General features: G+C 69.5%; 20 protein-coding genes and 2 tRNA genes. 12 read left to right on the plus strand and 10 right to left on the minus strand.

The genetic code is table 11. The features are described from left to right. Positions 1-41 precede the first annotated feature (41 nt). Positions 42-689, plus strand: coding sequence for a mycothiol-dependent nitroreductase Rv2466c family protein (locus tag ACZ5CR_RS06445; protein WP_468854170.1), 648 nt, complete (start codon positions 42-44; stop codon positions 687-689). 93 nt (positions 690-782) lie between these two features. Here the strand turns inward: ACZ5CR_RS06445 and ACZ5CR_RS06450 are convergent, their stop codons facing one another. From ACZ5CR_RS06450 to ACZ5CR_RS06465, 4 genes are all read right to left on the minus strand, one after another. Then, entirely contained in the window at positions 783-992 is a 210-nt protein-coding gene (locus ACZ5CR_RS06450; RefSeq protein WP_468854171.1) for a hypothetical protein, read from the minus strand. Positions 993-1,134: 142 nt separating this feature from the next. After that, positions 1,135-1,785, minus strand: a complete 651-nt coding sequence (locus ACZ5CR_RS06455) for a superoxide dismutase (RefSeq protein WP_389907111.1) — start codon at positions 1,783-1,785, stop codon at positions 1,135-1,137. 213 nt (positions 1,786-1,998) lie between these two features. Then, a complete protein-coding gene (locus tag ACZ5CR_RS06460; RefSeq protein ID WP_468854174.1) occupies positions 1,999-3,435 on the minus strand; it encodes an amino acid permease in 1,437 nt (478 codons plus the stop codon). Between the two features lie 146 nt (positions 3,436-3,581). Beyond that, positions 3,582-4,994 (minus strand): amino acid permease, encoded by a 1,413-nt coding sequence (locus ACZ5CR_RS06465; protein ID WP_468854177.1) that lies wholly within the window; start codon positions 4,992-4,994, stop codon positions 3,582-3,584. Between the two features lie 264 nt (positions 4,995-5,258). Here ACZ5CR_RS06465 and ACZ5CR_RS06470 point away from each other — a divergent pair, with 264 nt between their 5' ends. Next, on the plus strand, positions 5,259-5,837 hold the full coding sequence (locus ACZ5CR_RS06470) for a biotin transporter BioY (protein WP_468854180.1): 579 nt from the start codon (positions 5,259-5,261) through the stop codon (positions 5,835-5,837). A gap of 1 nt (position 5,838) precedes the next feature. On the opposite strand, the gene ACZ5CR_RS06475 is transcribed toward ACZ5CR_RS06470, so the two are convergent. Further along, positions 5,839-7,176 carry an FAD-binding oxidoreductase gene (locus tag ACZ5CR_RS06475; protein ID WP_468854181.1) on the minus strand — a complete coding sequence of 446 codons (1,338 nt, stop codon included), beginning with the start codon at positions 7,174-7,176 and terminating at the stop codon, positions 5,839-5,841. Positions 7,177-7,323: 147 nt separating this feature from the next. On the opposite strand from ACZ5CR_RS06475, the gene ACZ5CR_RS06480 reads away from it, so the two are divergent. Next, positions 7,324-8,388 (plus strand): serine/threonine-protein kinase, encoded by a 1,065-nt coding sequence (locus ACZ5CR_RS06480; protein ID WP_468854182.1) that lies wholly within the window; start codon positions 7,324-7,326, stop codon positions 8,386-8,388. Here ACZ5CR_RS06480 and ACZ5CR_RS06485 read toward each other — a convergent pair. Beyond that, complete coding sequence (locus ACZ5CR_RS06485; protein WP_468854184.1) at positions 8,385-9,866, minus strand: amino acid permease; 1,482 nt, start codon at positions 9,864-9,866, stop codon at positions 8,385-8,387. The two genes, ACZ5CR_RS06480 and ACZ5CR_RS06485, sit on opposite strands and share 4 nt — an antisense overlap. 192 nt (positions 9,867-10,058) lie before the next feature. On the opposite strand from ACZ5CR_RS06485, the gene ACZ5CR_RS06490 reads away from it, so the two are divergent. The 3 genes from ACZ5CR_RS06490 (at position 10,059) to ACZ5CR_RS06500 (ending at position 11,949) form a co-directional block, all read left to right on the plus strand. Continuing rightward, on the plus strand, positions 10,059-10,544 hold the full coding sequence (locus tag ACZ5CR_RS06490) for a ribose-5-phosphate isomerase (protein ID WP_468854185.1): 486 nt from the start codon (positions 10,059-10,061) through the stop codon (positions 10,542-10,544). 237 nt (positions 10,545-10,781) lie between these two features. Further along, entirely contained in the window at positions 10,782-11,603 is an 822-nt protein-coding gene (locus ACZ5CR_RS06495; RefSeq protein ID WP_468854187.1) for an Fpg/Nei family DNA glycosylase, read from the plus strand. A gap of 115 nt (positions 11,604-11,718) precedes the next feature. Then, a complete protein-coding gene (locus ACZ5CR_RS06500) occupies positions 11,719-11,949 on the plus strand; it encodes a superinfection immunity protein (RefSeq protein ID WP_468854189.1) in 231 nt (76 codons plus the stop codon). Positions 11,950-11,955: 6 nt separating this feature from the next. Here ACZ5CR_RS06500 and ACZ5CR_RS06505 read toward each other — a convergent pair whose 3' ends face one another. Then, entirely contained in the window at positions 11,956-13,185 is a 1,230-nt protein-coding gene (locus ACZ5CR_RS06505) for a GNAT family N-acetyltransferase (protein WP_468854191.1), read from the minus strand. 128 nt (positions 13,186-13,313) lie between these two features. Here ACZ5CR_RS06505 and ACZ5CR_RS06510 point away from each other — a divergent pair, with 128 nt between their 5' ends. Continuing rightward, positions 13,314-14,474 carry a PP2C family protein-serine/threonine phosphatase gene (locus ACZ5CR_RS06510; RefSeq protein WP_468854193.1) on the plus strand — a complete coding sequence of 387 codons (1,161 nt, stop codon included), beginning with the start codon at positions 13,314-13,316 and terminating at the stop codon, positions 14,472-14,474. Here the strand turns inward: ACZ5CR_RS06510 and ACZ5CR_RS06515 are convergent. Then, on the minus strand, positions 14,460-15,647 hold the full coding sequence (locus ACZ5CR_RS06515; protein WP_468854196.1) for a cation:proton antiporter: 1,188 nt from the start codon (positions 15,645-15,647) through the stop codon (positions 14,460-14,462). The two genes, ACZ5CR_RS06510 and ACZ5CR_RS06515, sit on opposite strands and share 15 nt — an antisense overlap. A gap of 305 nt (positions 15,648-15,952) precedes the next feature. Here ACZ5CR_RS06515 and ACZ5CR_RS06520 point away from each other — a divergent pair, with 305 nt between their 5' ends. The 3 genes from ACZ5CR_RS06520 to ACZ5CR_RS06530 are packed head-to-tail and all read left to right on the plus strand — an operon-like array spanning position 15,953 to position 19,817. Further along, positions 15,953-16,795 (plus strand): ABC transporter ATP-binding protein, encoded by an 843-nt coding sequence (locus ACZ5CR_RS06520; RefSeq protein ID WP_468854198.1) that lies wholly within the window; start codon positions 15,953-15,955, stop codon positions 16,793-16,795. A gap of 50 nt (positions 16,796-16,845) precedes the next feature. Further along, positions 16,846-19,299 (plus strand): ABC transporter permease, encoded by a 2,454-nt coding sequence (locus ACZ5CR_RS06525; RefSeq protein ID WP_468854789.1) that lies wholly within the window; start codon positions 16,846-16,848, stop codon positions 19,297-19,299. Positions 19,300-19,331: 32 nt separating this feature from the next. Beyond that, complete coding sequence (locus ACZ5CR_RS06530; RefSeq protein WP_468854200.1) at positions 19,332-19,817, plus strand: HD domain-containing protein; 486 nt, start codon at positions 19,332-19,334, stop codon at positions 19,815-19,817. Here the strand turns inward: ACZ5CR_RS06530 and ACZ5CR_RS06535 are convergent. Next, entirely contained in the window at positions 19,814-21,094 is a 1,281-nt protein-coding gene (locus ACZ5CR_RS06535; RefSeq protein WP_468854202.1) for an acyltransferase family protein, read from the minus strand. The two genes, ACZ5CR_RS06530 and ACZ5CR_RS06535, sit on opposite strands and share 4 nt — an antisense overlap. 640 nt (positions 21,095-21,734) lie before the next feature. Between ACZ5CR_RS06535 and ACZ5CR_RS06540 the strand changes: the two genes are divergently transcribed. After that, complete coding sequence (locus ACZ5CR_RS06540; RefSeq protein ID WP_453525728.1) at positions 21,735-21,929, plus strand: hypothetical protein; 195 nt, start codon at positions 21,735-21,737, stop codon at positions 21,927-21,929. 195 nt (positions 21,930-22,124) lie between these two features. Here the strand turns inward: ACZ5CR_RS06540 and ACZ5CR_RS06545 are convergent. Next, positions 22,125-22,195: transfer RNA gene (locus ACZ5CR_RS06545), tRNA-Gly, on the minus strand. Positions 22,196-22,345: 150 nt separating this feature from the next. On the opposite strand from ACZ5CR_RS06545, the gene ACZ5CR_RS06550 reads away from it, so the two are divergent. Then, positions 22,346-22,422 (plus strand) — tRNA-Pro (locus ACZ5CR_RS06550). Positions 22,423-22,503 lie beyond the last annotated feature (81 nt).

Raw genomic sequence — 22,503 nt, forward strand, 5'->3', positions numbered from 1 at the left:
TTCCCCTGGCCAAGCGCGCACGCATTCCCCTAGGGAGAGACATGTCCGAGAACGGCAAGCCCGGCAAGACCCCCGTGGACTTCTGGTTCGACCCGCTGTGCCCGTGGGCCTGGATGACCTCGCGCTGGATGCTGGAGGTGGAGAAGGTCCGCGACGTCGAGGTCCGCTGGCATGTCATGAGCCTCGCCGTACTGAACGAGGACCGGCTCGACGAGCTGCCCGAGGAGTACCGCGACATGCTGGAGACGAAGGCCTGGGGCCCCGTCCGCGTGGTCATCGCCGCCCAGCAGAAGCACGGCGACGAGTACACCGGCAAGCTCTACACCGCCCTCGGCACCCGCTTCCACAACCTCGGCGAGGGCCCGACCCGTGACGCGGTCGTCTCCGCGCTCAAGGACGTCGGTCTGCCCGAGGACCTCGCGGACTACGCGGACTCGGACGAGTACGACACCCAGCTGCGCGCCTCCCACCAGGAGGGCATCGACAAGGTGGGCCAGGACGTGGGCACGCCCGTCATCGCCGTTCCCGGCGCGGACGGCGAGCAGGTCGCCTTCTTCGGCCCCGTCGTGACACCCGCCCCCAAGGGCGAGGCGGCGGCGAAGCTGTGGGACGGCACGCTGCTCGTGGCGTCGACGCCTGGCTTCTACGAGATCAAGCGGACGCGTAAGCAGGGTCCGATCTTCGACTGAGCCGGAGGAACGGTTGGGACTGAGCCGGAGGAATGGTTCCGACCGAGTCGGACGAATGGTTCCGACCGAGTCGGACGAACGGTTTCGACCGAGTCAGAGGAACGATTCTGGGAGGCTTCGGCCCTTTACCTGGTTGAGGTGCGGCTGCACCCAGAGGCACCCCGCGCCCTGACAGCGCCAGTGGCCGTGAGCCTCGGCCCGGGTCATCTGGGTGGCCAAGTAGTCCTCCTCTTCCTGGTTGACCGGCCGGAAGTCCTGCGGTTTGCCGCCGCATGTCGGGCAATGCCTGGAAATCTTGTCCATAGACCACAATGTCCCCCGGAATCAGGCATACCGAAAGACCCCCGTAAGTCATGTCCTCACGGGGGTCTTTCGTCCATCCGCCTGCCTCGGCGAAGGTTGAGAAGACGATCACGAGGCAGGGCGTTTCAGAGGACGATGTGCCTCACGGGCTGAGCAGCAGGCTGTTCACGCGCTGCTTGGCGGCCTCGTAACGCTTCGACACGTCCTGCCAGTTGACGACCTGCCACATGGCCTCGATGAAGTCGACCTTCTGGTTCTTGTACTGCAGGTAGAAGGCGTGCTCCCAGGCGTCGAAGACCAGGATCGGCGTCGAGCCCTGGCCGACGTTGCCCTGGTGGTCGTAGACCTGCTCGACGATGAGGCGGTTGCTGAGCGGCTCGTAGGCGAGCACGCCCCAGCCCGAACCCTGCGTGGTCGCCGAGGCCTTGGTCAGCTGGGCCTTGAACTTGGCGAAGGAGCCGAAGGACTCGGTGATCGCGTCCGCGAGGTCACCGACACCGTCCGCGGCCAGCGGCTCACCGCCGCCGCCGTCCTTCGGGCTGTTCATGTTGTGCCAGTAAATGCTGTGCAGGATGTGGCCGGAGAGGTGGAAGGCCAGGTTCTTCTCCAGGCCGTTGATCGCGCCCCAAGTCTCCTTGTCGCGCGCCTCCTCCAGCTGCTCAAGGGTGTCGTTCGCGCCCTTCACGTACGCCGCGTGGTGCTTGTCGTGGTGCAGTTCGACGATCTGGGGGTTGATGACCGGCTCGAGCGCCGCGTAGTCGTACGGAAGTTCTGGAAGCGTGTAAATGGCCATGTCCGAGCCCTCCGACTGCTGCTCTGCTGGTGCTGCTCTTCTGTAGTGCAACGCTTATTGCAACCTATATGCAAGTGCAGGCTAGCAGCAGGAGGGGTTCGAAGTTGATCAGCCCTTCGTCCTAGGACCGGGGACGCGCACACGCCGGACACCACGCGAGAGGGCCCCGAGTCCGTCGACTCGGGGCCCTCTCGCGGGACGGAACGCCGCCTGCTACTCGGCGGTGACCGCCGCACGCTCCGCGATCTTCTGCCGCGCGAATCCGATCGCGGCCAGGACCAGCGTGAGGAGGCCCGTCGCGAGCAACTGCTTGCGCGTGTCGGGCTGCTGCGTCATCAGGTAGAAGATGTACGCCATCGCGGCGAGCGCCACCCACGTCAGGACCGGGTAGGCCCACATCTTCACGACCAGCTTCTCGGGCTCCTCGCGTTCCGTCCTGCGGCGCAGGATCAGCTGCGATGCGGCGATGAAGATCCAGACCACCAGGATCATCGCGCCGATCATGTTCAGGAGCCACGGGAAGACATCGTCGGGGCGCCAGTAGCTGAGCAGCACGCAGACGAAGCCGAAGACCGAGGACGCGAGGACCGCGAGGCGCGGGACACCGCTGTGGACACGGCCGAGCACCTTGGGGCCCTGGCCGCGCTCGATCAGGGAGTACGACATGCGCGATGCGCCGTAGATGTTGGCGTTCATCGCGGAGAGCAGGGCGATGAGGATGACGACGTTCATGATCTGCCCGGCGCCGGGGATGCCCAGGTGGTCGAGCGTGGCGACGTACGGGCCCTTCGCCACGACCTCCTTGTTGTCCCAGGGAAGCAGCGTGACGACGACGAGCATCGAGCCGACGTAGAAGACCGCGATGCGCCACATCGCCGTGCGCACGGCCTTGGCGACGCCCTGGACCGGCTTCTCGGACTCCGCCGCCGCGATCGTGACGGTCTCCAGGCCGCCGTACGCGAAGACGGACGCGAGGAGGCCGATGATCAGGCCGTCCGTGCCGTTGGGCATGAAGCCGCCCACGCCGGTCAGGTTGTCCGCGCCGGGCGCCGAGACGTCCGAGCCGGGCAGGATGCCGAGGATCGCGAGGGCGCCGATGCCGAGGAAGAGCGCGATGGCGCCGACCTTGAGGGCGGCGAACCAGAACTCGAACTCGCCGAAGTTCTTCACGGCCGTCAGGTTCGAGCCGCAGAACACCAGCATGAACAGGGCGACCCACGCCCACTGGGGCGTACCGGGGAACCAGCCCACCATGATGTCCGCGGCGCCGATCCCCTCGATGCCGACGGCGACGCAGAGCAGGAACCAGAAGCCCCAGCCCGCCGTGAAGCCCGCCCAGGGGCCGATCGCCCGCTCGGCGTGGACCGAGAAGGAGCCGGACGCCGGGTTCGCCGCCGACATCTCACCGAGCATGCGCATCACGAGCATGACGAGCGCGCCGGATACCGCGTAGGCGAGGACGATCGAGGGACCGGCCGCGGCGATGCCCGCCCCGGAGCCCACGAAGAGTCCGGCGCCGATCACGCCGCCGAGGGCGATCATGGACAGATGCCGCTGCTTGAGGCCGTGGACGAGCGGCGAATCGACGGTGTGAGCCGGGTCGTGTGCTGCGTCCTTGGGGGTGTCCTGGGGAGTGGACATCCGAGACATGGGCGTGCCCTGTTCAGTAGCTGAAGTGGGGGAGCGAGCGGCCCACAGTCTGAAGTCCGGCACCGCTGACAGGGAACACCCGACCGCTATACGGACACGACGCTCACACGTCGTGAAGAGGCGGGCACGAAATGTTCACGCCCGTTTCAGGTGCGCCTCGCGCGGTCGCGCCACTCCCGCAGCCCCGCGACCACGAGCACGAGCCCCGTCGCACCCGCCGACCACAGCAGCTGCGGCCGCGCCCCGTCGTCGGTCAGCATCAGCCCGAGCACGGCGGCCATCGCGGCGAGCGCCGCCCATGTCAGATACGGGAACGCCCACATCCGCAGGACGAGCCGCTCCGGTGCGTCGCGCTCGATGCGGCGGCGCAGCCTCAGCTGCGAGACCGCGATCAGCGCCCACACGAAGAGGAGCACGGCGCCGACCGAGTTGAGCATGTAGAGGAAGACCGAGTCGGGCCACTTCAGATTGAGTACGACGGACACGAAGCCGAAGGCCACCGAGGCGAGCACGGCCCGCCGGGGCACTCCGCCGCCCGACACCTTCAGGAGGGCCTTGGGGCCCTCGCCGCGCTCGGCGAGCGAGAAGATCATCCGGGACGAGCCGTAGAGGTTGGCGTTCAGCGCCGAGAGCAGCGCCACGAACACCACGATGTTCATGATCGTGCCCGCGGACGGCACCCCGATCGAGTCGAGGACCTTCACATACGGACTGACGCCCGCCTTCTGCGCCGTCCACGGCAGCACCGTCACGATGACCAGCATCGACCCGACATAGAAGAAGAGGATCCGGTAGACGGCGCTGCGCACGGCGCGGGCCACCGAGCGCACCGGGTCGTCGGACTCGGCGGCGGCGATCGTCACGACCTCCAGGCCGCCGAAGGCGAAGACGACGGCGAGCACGCCGGAGACGACGCCCTCCCACCCGTTCGGCAGGAACCCGCCGTGCCCGCTGAGGTTGCTGAGGCCCGTGGGCTCCGTGTCGGGCAGCACCCCGAAGACCGCGAGCAGCCCGAGGACCAGGAACGCCACGATCGCGAAGACCTTCAGCGTGGCGAACCAGAACTCGAACTCGCCGAAGTTCTTCACGGCGGCGAGGTTGGCCGCCGTGAACACCAGCATGAAGATCAGCACCCAGGCCCACTGCGGAACGCCCGGCGCCCAGCCGCCCGCGATCTGCGCGGCGCCGGTGGCCTCCACGGCGAGCACGACCACGAGCAGGAACCAGTAGAGCCACCCGACGCTAAACCCCGCCCAGCGGCCGAGGGCGCGCTCGGCGTGCACGGAGAAGGACCCGGACGCGGGCATCGCGGCCGACATCTCGCCCAGCATCCGCATCACACACATCGCCAGCGCACCGGCGATGAGATACGAGACGACGATGCCGGGCCCGGCGACGGCGATCCCGGCCCCGGATCCGACGAAGAGCCCGGCCCCGATGACACCACCGAGCCCGAGCATGGTCAGATGCCGCTGCTTCAGACCTCCGCCGAGGGGCTCAGTACCCCCTGCTGTGCCCACGCCTGAGGGGGCCGATTCATCGGGGGGTGCTTCGTGCATGGTGCTCAGGCTGCTCTCGGGATCACAAAGGCTTGGCGGGAACCTACAGTGTCGCCGTGCCACGGCCCCCCACGCAAAGCGGGCCCACACGCCGCTCACCTCAGTGACGAGCATCACGCCCCCCACAGGGGTACCCCCGCACTTTGTACAGTGCCCACCACCGGAGCCCCCGGCACCTTGTCACCCACCACCGATGTCGGTCGCGCCCGCCTGAGATAGCGTCGCGGGGTCCCACCTGCCCGTCCCAGAACCCGCGGAGTCCCGATGAGCATCGCCGCCGTCTCTTCCCGTCCCGGCCAGGTCCTCGCGGACCTGCTCCCCGCGTCCCGCGCGAAGGACGCGGCCTTCGTCCTCGGCGGCGCCGCCCTCACCGGCATAGCGGCCCAGATCGCCCTGCCCGTCCCGGGCTCCCCCGTACCGGTGACGGGGCAGACCTTCGCCGCCCTCCTCGTCGGCACCGCGCTCGGCGCCCGCCGCGGCTTCCTCTCCCTCGCCGTGTACGCCCTCGTCGGCATGGCGGGCATGCCGTGGTTCGCGGAGGCGGGCTCCGGCCTCGCCGCGCCGTCCCTCGGCTACGTCCTCGGCATGCTGCTCGCCGCCACCGTGGTCGGCGCCCTCGCCCGCCGCGGCGGCGACCGTTCGGTCCTGCGCACCGCGGGCACGATGGTGCTCGGCTCCGCGATCATCTACGCGGTCGGCGTCCCCTACCTCGCCGCGGCGACCGGCATGTCGCTGACCCAGGCCGTCGCCGCCGGATTCACGCCCTTCCTGATCGGCGACGTCCTCAAGGCCGCGCTCGCGATGGGCGCGCTGCCCACGGCGTGGAAGCTGCTCGACCGCTAGCTCAGCCGCCGGCGCTCACGCCGTAGTTCCGCCTGAAGAGGTTCGCCGGGTCATACGTGGCCTTCAGATCGGCGAGCCTCTTCCGCGTACCGGCGTCGTACAGCCCGTCGGGCCGGTCGCCCGCGCCGAAGGCGAAGTTGAGCAACCGCCCCACGGTCCCCGGCGCGAAGAGACCGAACGCCTGCTCCTGCACGGCCCGCACCGCGGCGAGGTCGGGGCCCTCGAACGGCGAGAGCACCCGCACCAGCCACCCCGCCTCCCGGTACGGCACCGCATTGCCCGCCGGCTTCGCGAGCGCCCCGCCCAACTGGTTGATCTGGACGACGTGCATCGCATCGGCGGCCGGACCGGTCAGCGTGAACAGCTCACTCGCCGCAGCGACGTCGAGATCGCCCACCACCACGCTGTCCCCGTAGTAGGAGTGCGGGAAGTCCGGGTCGCTGTGAATCGTGTGGCTGTCGGTGTACGGCATCTCCCGCAGCGAGTCCGACACCATGGGCCCGATCTCCCGCAGCGGCGCCACCAGCAGCTCGCCCGCCGCCTCCGGGCCCGAGTAGGCGACCCGGACCGTGACGAGGTAGCGGCCCCGCAGATGCGGCGGCAGCTGAGGGATGTCCGGGTAGACAAGGGCCGCCACCGACGAGGTCACCTCGTCCGGCACCGTCCGCGTCCACTCCTCGTACGCCCGAAGGACCCGGCCGGGGTCGACCTCGTACCCGTCGAACTCGATCGCCCCGCCGTACAGCCGCGCCACCGGCACCAGACCGATCTCCAGGGCCGTCACCACCCCCAGGTTCGCGCCCCCGCCGAGCAGCCCCCAGAACAGCTCGGGCTCGGTCCGCGCCGTCACGTGCCGCAGCTCGCCGTCCGCGGTGACGACGTCGAGCCACCGGACGTGATCGGCCGCGTACCCGAACTCCCTGGCCAGGATGGAGAGGCCGCCGCCAAGCGTGTACGAGACGGCGCCCACGCCCGGGGCCGAACCGTTCAGCGGCGCTAGCCCGTGCGCCGCGGCGGCCTCGACGACCTGGGCCCAGCGAACACCCGCGCCCACGGTCGCCGTGCGCGCGTCGGCGTCGATCCGGACGGAGTCCATCCGCCGCGTGCTGATCAGGACGCCGCCCTCCGACGACCCCGGAAGCCCGTGCCCGGTGGCCTGCACGCCGAGGGGAAGGCCCGCGTCAGCGGCGTACGACACGGCGGCGACGACGTCGTCCGCGCTCTCTGCGGCGAACACGATCGCGGGCCGCTGCGCGAAACCGGTCTGGAACCCGGCGGTCTCCTCGTCGTACCCGTCGTCGCCGGGCCGGAACACGAGTCGCTGATCGGTGAAGTTCACGGTGATCCTCCAGGAAGTCCTTGCTGACGCACCAGAGGTTCCCCGGAAAACCTGACATCCGCCGTCAAGTTTTCCGGGCCGTTTCCAGACCTTCGGTAAACCGCGTCGACTGTGTTGTCATGAGAGGAGGGTTGGGGGTGGACGCCCATGCCGGAGCTTCGCGTGGTCGCGGGCCGCTACCACCTGCTCGACGTCATCGGCCAGGGCGGCATGGGCCGCGTGTGGCGCGCGGTCGACGAGCTCCTCGACCGCCCTGTCGCGGTCAAGGAGATGCGGATCGGCGGTGCCTTCGGCGGCCCTGGCGCGTTCGGGGGCCCTGACGCGGAGGACACCCGCGTCCGCAGAGAACGCGCGCTGCGCGAGGCGCGGGCCAGCGCGCGGATCGACCACCCCGGTGCCGTACGCGTCTATGACGTCGCCGAGGAGGACGGCCGGCTCTGGATCGTCATGGAACTGATCGTCGCGCGCTCTCTCGCCCGGTACGTCGACGAGGAGGGGCCGCTCGACGAGTACGGGGCGGCGCGTGTCGGCCTCGCCCTGGTGGCGGTGTTGCGCCGGGTGCACGCGGCGGGCGTCCTGCACCGCGACATCAAGCCGGGGAACGTCCTGCTGAGCCCCGGCGGACCCGCCGACCGTGTGGTCCTCACCGATTTCGGCATCGCCGCGCTCGAGGACACGGGCCGCCTCACGCCGCCGGGCACACTGGTGGGCTCGCCCGAGTACATGGCGCCCGAGCGGATCTACGGGACGCGGCAGGGACCGCCGTCGGACCTCTGGTCCCTGGGGGCGACGCTCTGCACGGCGGTGCGCGGCAGCTCGCCCTTCGCCCGTGAGTCGACCCTGAACACGCTGGTGGCGGTCCTGTATGAGGCACCTGAACTGCCGCCGGAATCAAACCGGTTGCGTCCGGTGCTCGCCGCGCTCCTCATCAAGGAGCCGGAGCGGCGCCCGGGCCTCGACGAGACGGAGGCGGCTCTGCGTGCGGTGCTCGCGGCACCACCGAGGCCACGGGAATCACCGCGGACCCAGCCCGCCGCCGACCTGCAGAACCGCGTCCTGACCGCCCTGGTCCTGCTGGTCGCGGCCGCCGTGGCAGCTGTCATGTTCCTCACCGCGCGCGATCCGGGAGGCGGCGAGCCGAAGGGACCGAGCACGAGGCCGCCGACGGTGGCGGGCACGTCGACCGCGCCACCGTCGGACGGCACCGGTTAGGCGTCGACGTCGACGGTGTCGACGGTGTCCGTGGCAGCCGCGTCGTCCGCGCGGGGCCGCACCTTGTCCCGTACGAGGGAGAACACCACCACGAACGCGGCCGCGAGCAGCGAGAGCAGCACCTGCTTGCGTCCGGCCTCGTCGGTCAGCATGTAGACGAGCACGAACGAGATCATCGCGATCGTGACCCAGGTCAGGTACGGGAAGAGCCACATCTTCACGACCAGCTTCTCCGGCTCCTCGCGCAGGATGATGCCGCGCATCCGCAGCTGCGTGAACGCGATCATCAGCCAGACGAAGAGGGCCACCGCGCCCGAGGAGTTGAGCAGGAAGTCGAAGACGGTGTCCTGCCACTGGTAGTTGAACCAGACGGCGATGAAGCCGAACACGACGGACCCGAGGATCGCGGCCTGCGGCACACCGCGTGAGTTGGTGCGCGCGAAGGCCTTGGGCGCGTCACCGCGCGCCCCGAGCGAGAAGGCCATGCGGGAAGCGGTGTAGAGACCGGAGTTGAGACAGGAGAGCACGGCGGTCAGCACGATGACGTTCATGACCTGACCGGCGTGCGGAATGCCGATCGAGTTCAGCGCGGCGACGTACGAGCCGTCCTTGAGGATCGACTTGTCGTTCCACGGCAGCAGCGTGATGACGACGAAGATCGAGCCCAGGTAGAAGACACCGATGCGCCAGATGACGCTGTTCGTCGCCTTGGTGACGGCGCGCTGCGGGTCCTCGGACTCACCGGCGGCCAGCGTGACGATCTCGGAGCCCATGAACGAGAAGACGACCATGAGCACGCCGGTGAGGATGGCGCCCGCACCCTTGGGCATGAATCCGCCCGCGTCGGTGAGGTGCGCGAATCCGGCGCCGGGGTTGTCGGAGCCGGGCAGCACGCCGAAGACGGCGAGCAGACCGATGATCACGAACCCGCCGATGGCGACGACCTTGATGCCGGCGAACCAGAACTCGAACTCACCGTAGGAGCCGACCGAGACGAGGTTCGTCGCGGTGAGCACCACCATCACGATGAGCGCCCAGCCCCACTGCGGGACGGACGGTATCCATCCGTTGAGGATGACGGCACCCGCGGTGGCCTCCACCGCGAGCACGACGACCCAGAAGAACCAGTAGAGCCAGCCGATCGAGAAACCGGCCCAGCGGCCGAGTGCCTGGTCCGCGTAGGTGGAGAAGGAGCCCGACGCGGGGCGCGCGGCGGCCATCTCGCCGAGCATCCGCATCACGAGGACGACCATCGTGCCGACGAGGGCGTACGAGACGAGGATGGCGGGCCCGGCGGCGGCGATTCCGGAGCTCGATCCGACGAAGAGGCCCGCTCCGATGACGCCACCGATGGCGATCATGGAGAGGTGGCGGTTCTTCAGCCCGGCTTTGAGGCCGTCACCGTTGTCACCAGACTGTGAATCCCCAGGGTCGGTGGGGTTACGGTCTGCCTTCGCAAGGGAGGGTTGCGAGGTCATGGACGAATCCTTAAGTTCTCGGGTCACGAGCCCCCGCATTCAAACTCAGGGGTGTACGTGACGGAAGTCCCGACTCCGGATCGTTGTATTCCGGCCCAATGGCCCAGACCTTGGCGAACAGCTGAACAAGGGTGACCAAGGTCCGGCCCCCGGTCGCCGCTACCCGCCCCGCGACGTGCCACACTCATTCGCATGCGCGTGTACCTCGGCTCGGATCATGCCGGCTACGAACTGAAGAACCACCTGGTCGAGTGGCTCAAGAGCCACGGCCACGAGCCCGTCGACTGCGGGCCCCACATCTATGACGCCCAGGACGACTACCCCCCCTTCTGTCTCCGCGCCGCGGAGAAGACGGCGGCGGACGCGTCGTCGCTCGGCATCGTGATCGGGGGCTCCGGCAACGGGGAGCAGATCGCCGCGAACAAGGTGAAGGGGGTGCGGGCCGCCCTCGCCTGGAGCGAGCAGACGGCCGCGCTCGGGCGTGAGCACAACGACGCGAACGTGGTGTCGATCGGCGGCCGGATGCACACGCGGGAAGAGGCGACGAAGTTCGTCGAGATCTTCCTGGCGACGCCGTACTCGGGCGAGGAGCGTCACAGCCGCCGCATCGAGATGCTGTCGGCCTACGAGGAGACGGGCGAGCTGCCGGCCATCCCGGCAGGCCACCCGCAGCAGTAGGGCCTTTCCTCTCCCTGATCCCGCCCCTTCCCGGAAACCGGCTGCGCCGGAGCGTCCTCGAACGCCGGACGGCTGAATCTTTCAGCCCCTCCGGCGTTCGAGGAGCGGGGTCCGGGGCGGAGCCCCTGGCAGGCCCGGGGCGCAGGCATGCCACGCGGCGGAGCCGCACATGGATACAGCCGGGACGGGGCGAGGCCGGGGAAGAATCCCTGCTCCGAACCGACCCCAGGAGGACCCGTGCCGGAGGGGCACACGATTCACCGCCTCGCGGACGACCACCGCACCCGCTTCGAAGGCCGCGGCCCCCTCCGGGTGACCAGCCCCCAGGGCAAGTTCTCCGACAGCGCGGCCCTGCTCGACGGGCAGGAGATGGACACCGCCGAGGCCCACGGCAAGCACCTCTTCCTCGGCTTCGCCGAGACCGGCTGGATCCACATCCACCTGGGTCTCTTCGGCAAGGTCAACTTCGGCACGACCGCCACCGCGAACCCGCCCACGGACACCGTCCGCCTCCGCCTTGCCACCAAGGACGCGTACGTGGACCTCCGTGGCCCCACCACCTGCGCCCTCATCACCGACGAGGAGAAGCAGGCGATACACGCCCGCCTCGGCCCGGACCCCCTGCGTGCGGAGGACGACCCGGCCGCCGCCTACGCCCGCATCGCCCGCAGCCGCACCACCATCGCCGCCCTCCTCATGGACCAGAAGGTCATCGCGGGCGTCGGCAACGTCTACCGCGCCGAGGTCCTCTTCCGGCACGGCATCGACCCGTACACCCAGGGCAAGGACATCGGGCCCGGCCAGTGGACGGAGATCTGGGACGACCTGGTCGCCCTGATGCGCGAGGGCGTGCGCCTCAACCGCATCGACACCGTCAGGCCCGAGCACACGCCGGAGGCGATGGGCCGCCCGCCGCGCGTGGACGATCACGGCGGCGAGGTGTACGTGTACCGCAGGGCCACGATGCCCTGCCACATCTGTGGCGGCGAGATCCGCACCGCCGATCTCGCCGCCCGCAACCTCTTCTGGTGCCCCACCTGCCAGCGAACGGCGCCCTGAGCCCCGAGGGCGACACGCCTGAGCCCCTTGATCGACACCCGACACTCAGCGACACTCGACACCCAGCACTCGGCCGAAGGCCGAAACGCCACTCAAATACTCAAAGGGGGGACTCATGTTCCATTTCGAAGCCGGCTGGCTGAGCGGGCCGATCGTCATCGTGCTCGGCGTGCTCTTCGTCGCCGTCTACCTGCTGCCGTCCCTCATCGCCTTCAACCGGGGCGTCGAGCTCCGTTGGGTGATTCTCGTCATCAACATCTTCCTCGGTGCCTCGTTCATCGGCTGGCTGGTCGCCCTCTACCTCGCGATCCGCAAGCCGAAGCCGTCACTGGGAATGACCGCTTAGAGACGCTCAGAAACCGTGCGGCAGCCACGGCGCCACGTCCGACCCGAAGGCCAGCGCCGCCTCGGCGAGCGCGCCCGGACGCAGCTCGCGTACCCGGCCCGCCGCCGCCAGTGACGTCAGGGAGAATCCGCCGAGGTAGGCCGAGCCCAAGTCCCGCACGGACAGGGAGAGATCGGCGTCGTCGTCGGTGCGCTCGCAGATCGCGCCCTTCACGTCGCCCTTGAGCCGCCAACGGCCCTCGTTCCAGGGGCAGAAGGCGTCCTCGACCTCCAACACCAGGTTCACCGGCGCCCGGTACGCGCGCGCCTCCAGCGCGGCCCCGACCTCCACAAGCCGTACGTGGAGCGAGTCCCGCACCTGGATCCGGCAGCGCCGCATGTCCGAGACGAGGTGGAACACCGCGTCGTCCATCGGGCGGCTGTGCGCCTCGACCGTCGACGTCAGGTCGATGCCGAAGAGGAAGCGCCACAGTGCCGCGTTCGCGGCCGGGTCGACGGCTTCGAGGTCGCGGAGCCGGACCGTGCCCTTGGGGCCCGCCATGTCCCAGTCGGGCTTCACGCTGTAGCGCGCGTACCCGACCAGCTCCCCGTCGCGCTCGGCGACCACGCACTGCAGCGCAGACGCACCGTGCCGCTCGCTCTCCGGGTCGAGCAGACCGAGCCGCTCCCAGCCGGGCTGCCTGGCCAGCATCCCCGGGCGCTCGCTCACCCGTCGTGCGTACAGCGCCTCGCAGGCCTCGTGGACGTCGGCGGCCTCGGCGTACCGAAGGCGTACGTCATCGGTGCCGGCCGGCAGCGTCAGACGTACGCGTGATGTGTCGATCTCCGCCTTCACCGTCTGCGTCGCCGCGCCGTACCCGAACCGTCCGTAGATGACGGGCTCGGAGGCGGTGAGCACGGCCAGACACTCACCCTTCGCACGTACGTCGTCGAGCTGGCGCCGCATCATCGACGTCAGGATCCCCTGCCGTCGGTGCGTCGCCGCGACGCTGACCATCGTCACACCGGCCGCGTCCACCAGGGAGCCGCCCGGCACGGAGAGGCGGAAGCTGAACGCTCCGGTCGTGCCGACGCAGGTCTCGCCCTCCCAGGTGCCGAAGAAGCGGTCGAACTCGGTCAGCGAGTTCCAGAGCTCATGCTCCTCCCGCGCTTCCGCTACGCCGCCGAAGGCCAGCTCCAGCGTGCCGTAGTACTCGTCCCAGTCCTGCTGGCGCAACTCCCGCAATTCCGTCGTCATATGCCATGCCTACCAGGGAGAAGCGGGCGGAGCGACAGGATTTCCGCCCGCCTGGACCTGCCACTGACGGGGGACAACCGGTACCTCCCGTGCGAAGTGCCTGACCCGGTGGATAGGGTCCGGGAGCAATGGCAGGCAGCCGAGCGGAAGCCGAGACGTTCACAGCCCGGATGAAGAAGCGGATCCACCGGGCTCGCATAGGCCTGCGCAAATCCGGGGTCGACTACTTCAGAGGCGACGGTTCGGACTGGGTCGCGCTCGCGGGCCTGCTCGTCACCATTCCGGTGATCGCGTTCTGCACCATCGTCAACAACGTCTGGTGCGCGCCCTCCACGCTCGTCCTGCCCATCGTGGCCGGCGGCCTGCTCCTGCGGCCCTCCAGCCTGCTCGGCCTCTACGCGACGGCGGCCGGCGCGCTCATCGTGGAGTCCGTCAAGCTCGGCCCGTACACGCAAGGGCCGTCGCGGGTCACGCCCGGAGTGGTGCTTGTCGTCGCGGCCTGCGGTTTCTTCGGCCTCGTCATCGCGCAGTTCCGCAGCCGGGTCGGTGTGCCCTGGCGCGGTGGCGGCACGATGCTCTTCGACCTGCGTGAACGCATCCGCGTACAGAGCAAGCTGCCGCAGCTGCCCGCGGGCTGGCACCGCGAGATGGCGCTGCGGCCCGCGGGCGGCCAGTCCTTCTCGGGCGACTTCGTGGTCGCGGCCCGCACGAACGGCGGCCGCACCCTGGAGGTCGTCCTCACGGACGTCTCGGGCAAGGGCATGGACGCGGGCTCCCGCGCCCTGCTCCTGTCCGGCGCCTTCGGCGGCCTGCTCGGTTCGCTGCCGCCGCACGCGTTCCTTACCGCCGCCAACGGCTACCTCCTGCGCCAGGACTGGGACGAGGGCTTCGCGACCTCGACCCATCTGGTCCTCGACCTGGAGACCGGCGACTACGAGCTCTTCACGGCGGGCCACCCGCCGGGCCTCCAGCTCAGCGCGGGCAGCGGCCGCTGGGAGGAGAAGGCCGCTGAGGGCCCCCTCCTGGGGGTCTACGACGGGGCGCAGTTCGACCCGGTGAAGGGCTCCCTGCGCCCCGGCGACGTCCTGATGCTGTTCACCGACGGCATCGTCGAGACCTCCGACCGCGACATCAGCGAGGGCATCGACCGCCTCACCGGGGAAGCCGACCGCTATGTGGCGGGCGGCTTCCACGGCGCGGCGTGGCATCTGATCGAGGCGGTCGCGAAGGACGTCAACGACGACCGTGCGCTGCTTCTGATCTGCCGGGACCTCTCACCGGGCGCCTGACAGTTCAGGCTCCGGATCCGGTTCGGGGGCCGCGTCGCGTCCGCCCGGCAGTATCCGGGCCAGCCAGTGCGAGCGTCCCGCCGCGAGCGGACCGAGCACGGCGAGCAGCAGCACGTACCCCGCGATGAAGGGGGACAGGCGTTCGTCGAGTCCCGCGGTGGCCGCCATGGTCGCGAGGATCAGGGCGAACTCACCGCGCGCGAGCAGGGTGGTGGAGATGTTCGCCGCGGGTCCTGCCCCGAAGCCGTAGATCCGCGCGGCGCCGAGTCCCGCGAGGACGTTCATGAGAAGCGTCACGGCCACTGCGGCGAGCACCGGCCAGAGCACCACGGGCAGGTCGCCGGGGTCGATCGAGAGTCCGAAGCCGAAGAAGAAGATCGCTCCGAACGCGTCCCGCAGGGGGTGCACGAGCTTGCGGACGCGCTCGCCGGACGCCGTGCTGCCCACCATCAGACCGACCATGAACGCGCCGATCGCGTCCGCGACCCCGAACCACTCCGAGACACCGGCGACGAAGACCGCGGCGCCGAGGAAGGAGATGACGAGCAGCTCGTCGTCACGGGTGTCCATGAGCCGCCCGACGACCTTCGTGCCGAAGCGCGCCACCAGGGCGAGCAGCAGCAGGAAGCCGAACGCCTTGCCGCCGTCCATGACGGCCGCCGCGAGGCTGTCGGCGCCGGACAGGACGGGCTGCAGCGCGGCCAGATAGAGCGCAAGGAAGATGTCCTCGACGACGATGATGCCGAGGATCGGCTTCGTCTCGGGATTGCCGAGGCGTCCGGTGTCGACGAGCACCTTGGTGACGATCGCCGACGACGAGATGCCGAGCACCCCGGCGAGGACCAGAGCCTCGGAGGTGCCCCAGCCGAGGGCGAATCCGAAGCCGAGGCCCGCGCCGACGTTCAGCGCGAGGTACGTCCCTCCGGCGAGGGCCATCTTGCGGCCGCCCGTCTTGAGGTCGTCCATGTGGAACTCGAGGCCCAGGTAGAAGAGCAGAAGCACCAGGCCGAGCGCCGAGAGCATCTCCAGGTCGTGGGGGTCGGAGAGCAGGACCACGCCGGGAGTGTGAGGGCCGAGAAGGATCCCGGCCAGGATGAAGAGAGGGATGGTGGGGAGGCCGATACGGCCGCCCAGGCGGGCGAGCACGGCGGCGGCGAGAAAGGCGCCGCCCATGGCTATCAGGGTGTCTGCGTGTCCGATGGGCCCGTTCCTCCTGGTAGTCGGCGACGCACCCACCGCACACTTATGGCAAAGGGAGCGTCAAGAACGCGTCAATAGTTAGCCTACCAAACGACCTGTGCGGTGCCTGGCCACTGCTTCAGGCCATGGATCGCCGGGGCTGCCGAGGGGGTGCCAGGGAGGCTGCCGGGGGCTAACCCCACCCCCGATTCGCCAGGGGACCTCATGGTCCACGGCACCCCCGAATCCGTACGTTCGAGACATCGATCAGGGCGTACTCACGGAAGGCGGGCGGGACGATGGGGCTGCGGCGCAAGAAGCGATCCGAAGCGGGCGAACGGTTCGACGGGGGAGCGGTGCCCCCGATGCCAGCCGGTGCGCCCGCCGGCGCCGCCTTGGCCGTCGAACTGCACGGCGTGCGCCGCAGGTACGGCAGGGGCTCCGGCGCCGTGCACGCCCTCAGCGGCATCGACCTCGCCCTTGAGCGCGGCAGCTTCACCGCCGTCATGGGCCCGTCGGGCTCCGGCAAATCCACCTTCCTGCAGTGCGCCGCCGGACTCGACAGGCCCAGCGAGGGCACGGTGCGCCTCGGCGGTACGGAGATCACCTCCCTGAGTGAGAACAAGCTCACCGCGCTGCGCCGCACCCGCCTCGGCTTCGTCTTCCAGGCCTTCAACCTGCTGCCCTCGCTCACCGTCGAGCAGAACGTGGTCCTGCCGATGCGCCTCGCGGGCCGACGTCCCGACCGCCGCAGGGCGGCCGAGGTCCTCGCCCGTGTCGGACTCGGCAGCGACAAGCACAAGCGCCGCCCCGGCGAGCTCTCCGGAGGCCAGCAGCAGCGCGTCGCGATCGCCCGCGCCCTGGTCACGAACCCGGACGTGATCTTCGCCGACGAGCCGACGGGCGCCCTGGACACCACGACGGCCGCCGAGATCCTCACCCTGCTCCGCTCGGCCGTCGACGGGATGGGCGCCACGGTCGTCATGGTCACCCACGACCCGGCCGCCGCTGCCTACGCGGACCGGGTGCTCTTCCTCGCGGACGGCGCGATCGTGGACCGCCTCGAAAGCTCTTCGGCGGCACAGATCGCGGCGCGGATGACGACGCTCACGGCACCGGCGTACGCGACAGCGGCGGCGTAGTCCCCTTCACCCCGCCCCTTCACCAACTCCGGAGATTCCCCGTGCAGTTCATGCCCAACGGCATCGCCCGCGCCGCCATCCGCTTCAAACCGGCCGCCTTCGCGGGCACGTTCGTCGCGTTGATGATGGCCGCGATGATCGTGTCCGCCTGCGGCATCCTCCTGGAGACGGGGGCGCGGGCGTCGGTGCCGCCCACTCGCTACGCCGACGCCCCGGTGGTGGCCGCGGCCCAGCAGACGGCCCACTTCGTGACGGGCGGCGGCGACAGCAGGTCCGAGTCGGACACGCCGCTGCCCGACAAGGCCAGGATCGACAACACCCTCGCGATGAGGGCCGGTTCGGTGCCCGGCGCCCGCGCCGCCGTCGCGGACGTGACCTTCCCCGTGCAGTCGGGGGACAAGAGCGTCACCGCGCACGGCTGGGGTTCCACGGCCTTCACCGGCGAGAAGCTGACCGCGGGCCGCGCCCCGAAGGCCGGTGAGGTCGTCCTCGCGGCGCCCGGCGCATCCGTCGGCGAACACACCACGCTCACCACGGCGGACGGCCCGCGCGACTTCCGCGTATCCGGCACCGTGAGTGCTCAACAGGGCGCTCCCACAGCCTGGTTCACCGACTCGGAGGCCGTACGCCTCTCCGGCCACCCCGGCCGCGTCGACGCCATCGCCGTCCTGCCCAAGGACGGTGTCACGGACGACGCCCTCAAGTCCCAGGTGGCGCACGCCGTCGGAAGCAAGGCCGACGTCCTCACCGGCGACGACCGCAGCGCGGCCGAGGGCTCCGAACTCGCCTACGCCAAGGAGATGCTCACCGGGCTCGGCGGCTCCTTCGGCGGCATCGCCACCATGGTCGCCATGTTCACTGCCGCGGGCACCGTGGCGCTCTCCGTCGGCCAGCGGGCCCGCGAGTACGCACTCCTGCGGGCCATCGGTACGACGCCTCGCCAGATCCGCCGCACCATCGCCACGGAGGCCCTGCTCGTCGCACCCCTCGCGGGAGCGGTGGGCCTGCTGCCCGGCATCGCCCTGGCCGGCTGGTGGTTCGGCCAGCTGAAGGAGAAGGGCGCGATCCCCGAGGCCCTGGACCTCTCGGTCTCCTTCATCCCCCTCCTTTCGGCCGTCGGCGCAGCCGTGATCACCGCACTGCTCGCGGGCTACATGGCGGCCCGCCGCCCCTCCCGCATCAAACCGGGCCAGGCGCTGGCCGAGTCCTCGGTGGAACGCCTGCGCCCCGGCTGGATCCGTACGCCACTGGGCATCGCGGCGGCCGTCGGCGGCTGCGTCCTCGCCAAGGTCGCCTCCTCCATGACGGGCGACGACGCGGCCAACGTGGCACTCGGCATCGTCATGCTGTTCATGCTGGCCGTGGCCCTGCTCGGCCCCCTGGTGGCCCGCGGCTGCGCGGCCCTGTTCGGACTTCCGCTGCGCGGAGCGTCCGCGTCCGCCTCGCTCGCGGCAGCCAACTCCCGTACGAACGCCCGCCGTCTCGCCTCGGCGATCACCCCGATCGTCCTCGCGATGGCGTTCTCGTCGACCCTCGTCTTCATGCACACCAGCGAGGACCGGGTCGCCGCCGACCAACAGCGCGAGGGCATCACGGCGGACCACATCGTCTCCGCCTCGGGAGCGGGAGCGACCGCCGACGGGGTCAGGAAGGCGGGGCGGGCCCAGGGAGTCACGTCGGCCGTAGGCCTCCTGAAGACCTCCGTCCTCGTGCCGGTGGGCTCGGGCGGCGACCGCTGGCTGGAGTCGGCCTCGACGCAGGGCGTCACGGGCGCATCGCGTGACCTGGCCGAGGTCCAAGACCTGGACGTCAGGACGGGGACGATGGCCTCGCTCGGCAGGGGCGAGATCGCCGTGGACGCGAAGCTCGCGGACGCCGCGCACGTGAAGACGGGCGAGCGCATGGCCCTGCGCCTGCCCGACGGCACGAAGGCGACACCGAAGGTGGTCGCCACCTACGGCAGAGGCCTTGGCCTCTCTCAAATCACCGCCCCCTCCTCGGACTTGAAGCAGCACGTGACCTCGTCCTTCTCCTCGGAGATCTGGACGAAGGGCGAAGCGCCGCGCTCCCTCACGGCCCTCGGCACGCTGCGGGACCGCGACGACTACGCCACCGCGCAGTCCACGGACCGTGCGGTCAACGGCTGGGCGAACAAGATGATGGCGGCCGTGCTCGGCGGCTTCGCGGCGGTCGCCGCGGCCAACACCCTGGTCATGACGGTCCTGGACCGCCGCCGCGAACTCGGCACGCTGCGCCTGATCGGCACCACCCGGCGCCAGGTGATGCGGATGGTGCGATGGGAGGCGCTGCTCGTATCCTGCGCGGGCATCGTCATCGGCTCGGCGATCGCGATGACGACGCTGGTCCCCATGATGAACGGCCTGACGGGGGAGTCGCCGTACATCCCACCGCTCCTTTACGGCTCCTTCGCGGGCGGGGCGCTGGCGCTCGGTCTGGCGGCCACGGCGCTTCCGGCGAGGGTGGCGCTGCGGGAGAAGGGCTGATCCTTCCGCGGGGTCGGGGAGAGAATCCCTGCATGAATCCCAACCCCAACCCCAACCCCAACACCCACTCCCACCTCACCCTCCCCCAAGTGGAAGCGGTAGCCCGCCAGGCCCACGCCACCCAGAAGGACAAAGCGGGCCGCCCCTACACAGAGCACCTGCGAGCCGTGGCCGACGGAGTCGAGGCCCGAGGCGGCTCGCCGGAACAGATCGCCGCCGCCTGGCTCCACGACGCCATAGAGGACAACGCCCTCACCGAGCAGTGGCTGCGGGACGCGCGCCTCACCCCCCGTACGAAGGACATCGTGCGCGCCCTCACCAAGCGCGCGGGCGAATCCCCCGAGGCCTACGCCACCCGCATCCTCACCACCCCAGGCGCCCGCCTGGTGAAGGAGGCGGACCTGGCCCACAACGCACATCCGGCCCGTCTAGCAGAGCTAGACGGGCCGACCCGCACTCGCCTCACGGCGAAGTACGCCAACATGCACGCCCTACTGGGCCTTGAACCACCGCGCTAGGAGGAGGACTTCGCCCGCTCCCGAGCCAACGCCGCGGCATCCCGCTTGAACGCCCACTCCATCTTCGGCTCCATGGCGAAGCGGAACATCCGCTGCACAGGAGGCGTACAGAGAAGCGTCACCACCGTCCCGGCCGCCAACGACACACAGATCTGACCGACAGGCGTGTGTACCCAGTCGTGGTCGAACCAGCCCCAGAAGCGCGAGCCCTTGGCGAGGAAGCCGTGCAGCAGGTAGCCGTACAACGTGCCCGCACCCAGCACCGTGAACCACATCTTGCGACGCGGAACCCACGCGAAGAAGCACGCGGTGAGGACGACGGAGCAGCCGAACAGCGCCAGCGTCATCACGACACCGGCCCACCACGGAGCGCCCAACTCCTGCGCGCTGTCTCGGCGGTAGAACCACGCGGAGGTCATCCGCGGACCGGCCCAGTACGCGAGAAGCAGCGCGCTCGCGAAGATCGGGATGGAGAGCAGCCGCACCTCGCGGCGCCGCACCAGCTGGAAGTACTCGGGCTTCATGAACAGGCCGAGCACGAAGAAGGGCAGGAACTGCAGCACCCGCTGCAGATCCAGGTCGTCGCCGATGTCGGGCGAGACCGAGGCGAGCACGGCGATGGCGAGCGCCAGCGGCACCGGCCAGCGGACCAGTTTCCACAGCGGAGTCGTCAGACGCCAGACGAAGAGCGCGACCAGGAACCAGGTGAGGTACCAGGGGTCGAGCAGACTGATCGGCTGTGTCGGATCGTCGTCCGCGTAGCGCTTGAAGAAGGTGTACGCGACTTCGAAGATGACGTACGGCACGGCGATGCCGGTCACCAGGCGCTTGAGGCGGTCGGACCGCATGTCGAAGCTGCGCGAGAAGTAGCCGGAGATGAGGATGAACGCCGGCATGTGGAAGGTGTAGACGGTCATGTACAGCGCCTCTGCGGCGCGGCTGCCGTCCGTCAACGGCTCCCAGGCGTGAGCCATGGCGACCAGGACGATCGCCAGGTACTTGGCGTTGTCGAAGAAGGAGTCGCGCTGTTTGGCGGACCGACCGGTGGAAACCGGTCTGTCTGAGGTGGAACCGGAGTGGCCCGTGGAGCTGGAGGGACCGGTGGAGCCTGAGTGACCCGTGCAGCCGGGTCGAGCGGTGGTGCCGGCCGGGGCGTGGGAAACGGACGCGGCCATGGTGGACTGGGGGGCGCGGGGGCCAGGGACTCCCTCTGCCGGCACGTGTGCCGGGGGGAGCGGCGCCCGGTGGCGGCCGTGCGGTTGAACCGAGTTCGTCACAGGCCCTCCCACCAAGAACCAGGTGAGACGACCCGGGACCGCACTGCGCCTGCGGGGATGGTGGCAGCGTGGAACATCTGAGGCACCCTAGCGTCGCTTGCGTGTATTCGTAAAACCCTCAACTCGCCTGTCATACCAATCACAGGCGGTTCGGGACTATTGATGTCCGAGTACCCAGAAAACACGGAAGTCGACATGGAGATTCACCTCCTGTCACCCTCGATACAGGGGACAAACAACGGGCGTGATGTCCGTTACGTCACATTTAATACCCCTTAAACGTTGCATAACGCCCGCAGGCGACTCTGGCGAAATGTCCACTTGATTGGCCCTTTGTGGCGCTGGTGATGTGTGTCCGGCAACAATTCGAATTTCTGGCGAACGAGTTGTGTGGCAATGGAAACGATCAAGTCGAATTAGCGGTCACGCGCGGGCTTCGAATTGCCGTGCGGGGGTGCGATGATCAGACGCCCCAAGGGTGTCCCCGTGCGCGAGGGCCACGCGGGGCGCGTCAGGCCTTGGCCGACGATGTGTCACCGGCCGCATACGGGCGGCGCGTTGGTGGCACGATGGTCCTGGCGGGGGTGTGCGAGGTCGTACCCCCCGGGCCGGGGAGAGACCGACCTAGGGTGTGATCAGTATGGCCATTTCACTGTCCGTGGTGTTGCTGTTGGCGGTCATCCTTGTAGTGCTGATCCGTGGAGGATCGATCAAGGCGGGGCCCGCGATCGTCGCAATCCTGTTCGGGTTCTTCCTCGCCTCAACTGGAATGGCGCCTTCCATAAACCGCTTCCTCAACGAGGTGGCGGAGACCATCAACTCGATCAGCTTCTGAGCGGCGCGGCGGTCCGCCGCGATGTGAAACCGGCCAAGCCGCCCGCGCGGTCGGCGCTCTCGTCGGCGACCCCTGAGGCGCCCTCGATGGAGCCCGCGCGCCGCCATGCCCCTGGAACGCGACCTCTGGAACGCGCCCCCTGGAACGCGAAAAAGCCTCCGGCCCGGTTCCGAGGAACCGGGCCGGAGGCAACAGAGCGGGTGACGGGAATCGAACCCGCGTAGCTAGTTTGGAAGACTAGGGCTCTACCATTGAGCTACACCCGCACAGCACGTGCCACAGGACACCGCAGGTCAGCGACCGCGGCACGGCAAGCATCGTAGCGGGTCGGAGCCCCTCGCCGCACACCCCGTACGTACTCGCGATTAAGCGGGCGCCGCACTGCCTGCGGGCATGTACCCTACGTGTCGCACCGACGGGGTGTGGCGCAGCTTGGTAGCGCGTCCGCTTTGGGAGCGGAAGGCCGTGGGTTCAAATCCCGCCACCCCGACCAGCAAGATCTCCCTCACAAGATCGCATTGTGGGTCGGCTCCCGCTTGCCGTTACTATGCAAGCTGTGTGCCCGTGTGTCTCT

It is taken from the genome of Streptomyces sp. NPDC031274 (assembly GCF_055570235.1).

What these genes read in the sequence shown, in the direction of transcription:
- ACZ5CR_RS06500 (WP_468854189.1), top strand. Translation starts at nt 11,719, where the DNA reads ATGTTCCATTTCGAAGCCGGCTGGCTGAGCGGGCCGATCGTCATCGTG.
- ACZ5CR_RS06455 (WP_389907111.1), bottom strand. Translation starts at nt 1,785, where the DNA reads ATGGCCATTTACACGCTTCCAGAACTTCCGTACGACTACGCGGCGCTC.
- ACZ5CR_RS06515 (WP_468854196.1), bottom strand. Translation starts at nt 15,647, where the DNA reads ATGGGCGGCGCCTTTCTCGCCGCCGCCGTGCTCGCCCGCCTGGGCGGC.
- ACZ5CR_RS06510 (WP_468854193.1), top strand. Translation starts at nt 13,314, where the DNA reads ATGGCAGGCAGCCGAGCGGAAGCCGAGACGTTCACAGCCCGGATGAAG.
- ACZ5CR_RS06465 (WP_468854177.1), bottom strand. Translation starts at nt 4,994, where the DNA reads ATGCACGAAGCACCCCCCGATGAATCGGCCCCCTCAGGCGTGGGCACA.
- ACZ5CR_RS06505 (WP_468854191.1), bottom strand. Translation starts at nt 13,185, where the DNA reads ATGACGACGGAATTGCGGGAGTTGCGCCAGCAGGACTGGGACGAGTAC.
- ACZ5CR_RS06540 (WP_453525728.1), top strand. Translation starts at nt 21,735, where the DNA reads ATGGCCATTTCACTGTCCGTGGTGTTGCTGTTGGCGGTCATCCTTGTA.
- ACZ5CR_RS06525 (WP_468854789.1), top strand. Translation starts at nt 16,846, where the DNA reads ATGCCCAACGGCATCGCCCGCGCCGCCATCCGCTTCAAACCGGCCGCC.
- ACZ5CR_RS06450 (WP_468854171.1), bottom strand. Translation starts at nt 992, where the DNA reads ATGGACAAGATTTCCAGGCATTGCCCGACATGCGGCGGCAAACCGCAG.
- ACZ5CR_RS06485 (WP_468854184.1), bottom strand. Translation starts at nt 9,866, where the DNA reads ATGACCTCGCAACCCTCCCTTGCGAAGGCAGACCGTAACCCCACCGAC.
- ACZ5CR_RS06520 (WP_468854198.1), top strand. Translation starts at nt 15,953, where the DNA reads ATGGGGCTGCGGCGCAAGAAGCGATCCGAAGCGGGCGAACGGTTCGAC.
- ACZ5CR_RS06460 (WP_468854174.1), bottom strand. Translation starts at nt 3,435, where the DNA reads ATGTCTCGGATGTCCACTCCCCAGGACACCCCCAAGGACGCAGCACAC.
- ACZ5CR_RS06490 (WP_468854185.1), top strand. Translation starts at nt 10,059, where the DNA reads ATGCGCGTGTACCTCGGCTCGGATCATGCCGGCTACGAACTGAAGAAC.
- ACZ5CR_RS06530 (WP_468854200.1), top strand. Translation starts at nt 19,332, where the DNA reads ATGAATCCCAACCCCAACCCCAACCCCAACACCCACTCCCACCTCACC.
- ACZ5CR_RS06480 (WP_468854182.1), top strand. Translation starts at nt 7,324, where the DNA reads ATGCCGGAGCTTCGCGTGGTCGCGGGCCGCTACCACCTGCTCGACGTC.
- ACZ5CR_RS06445 (WP_468854170.1), top strand. Translation starts at nt 42, where the DNA reads ATGTCCGAGAACGGCAAGCCCGGCAAGACCCCCGTGGACTTCTGGTTC.
- ACZ5CR_RS06470 (WP_468854180.1), top strand. Translation starts at nt 5,259, where the DNA reads ATGAGCATCGCCGCCGTCTCTTCCCGTCCCGGCCAGGTCCTCGCGGAC.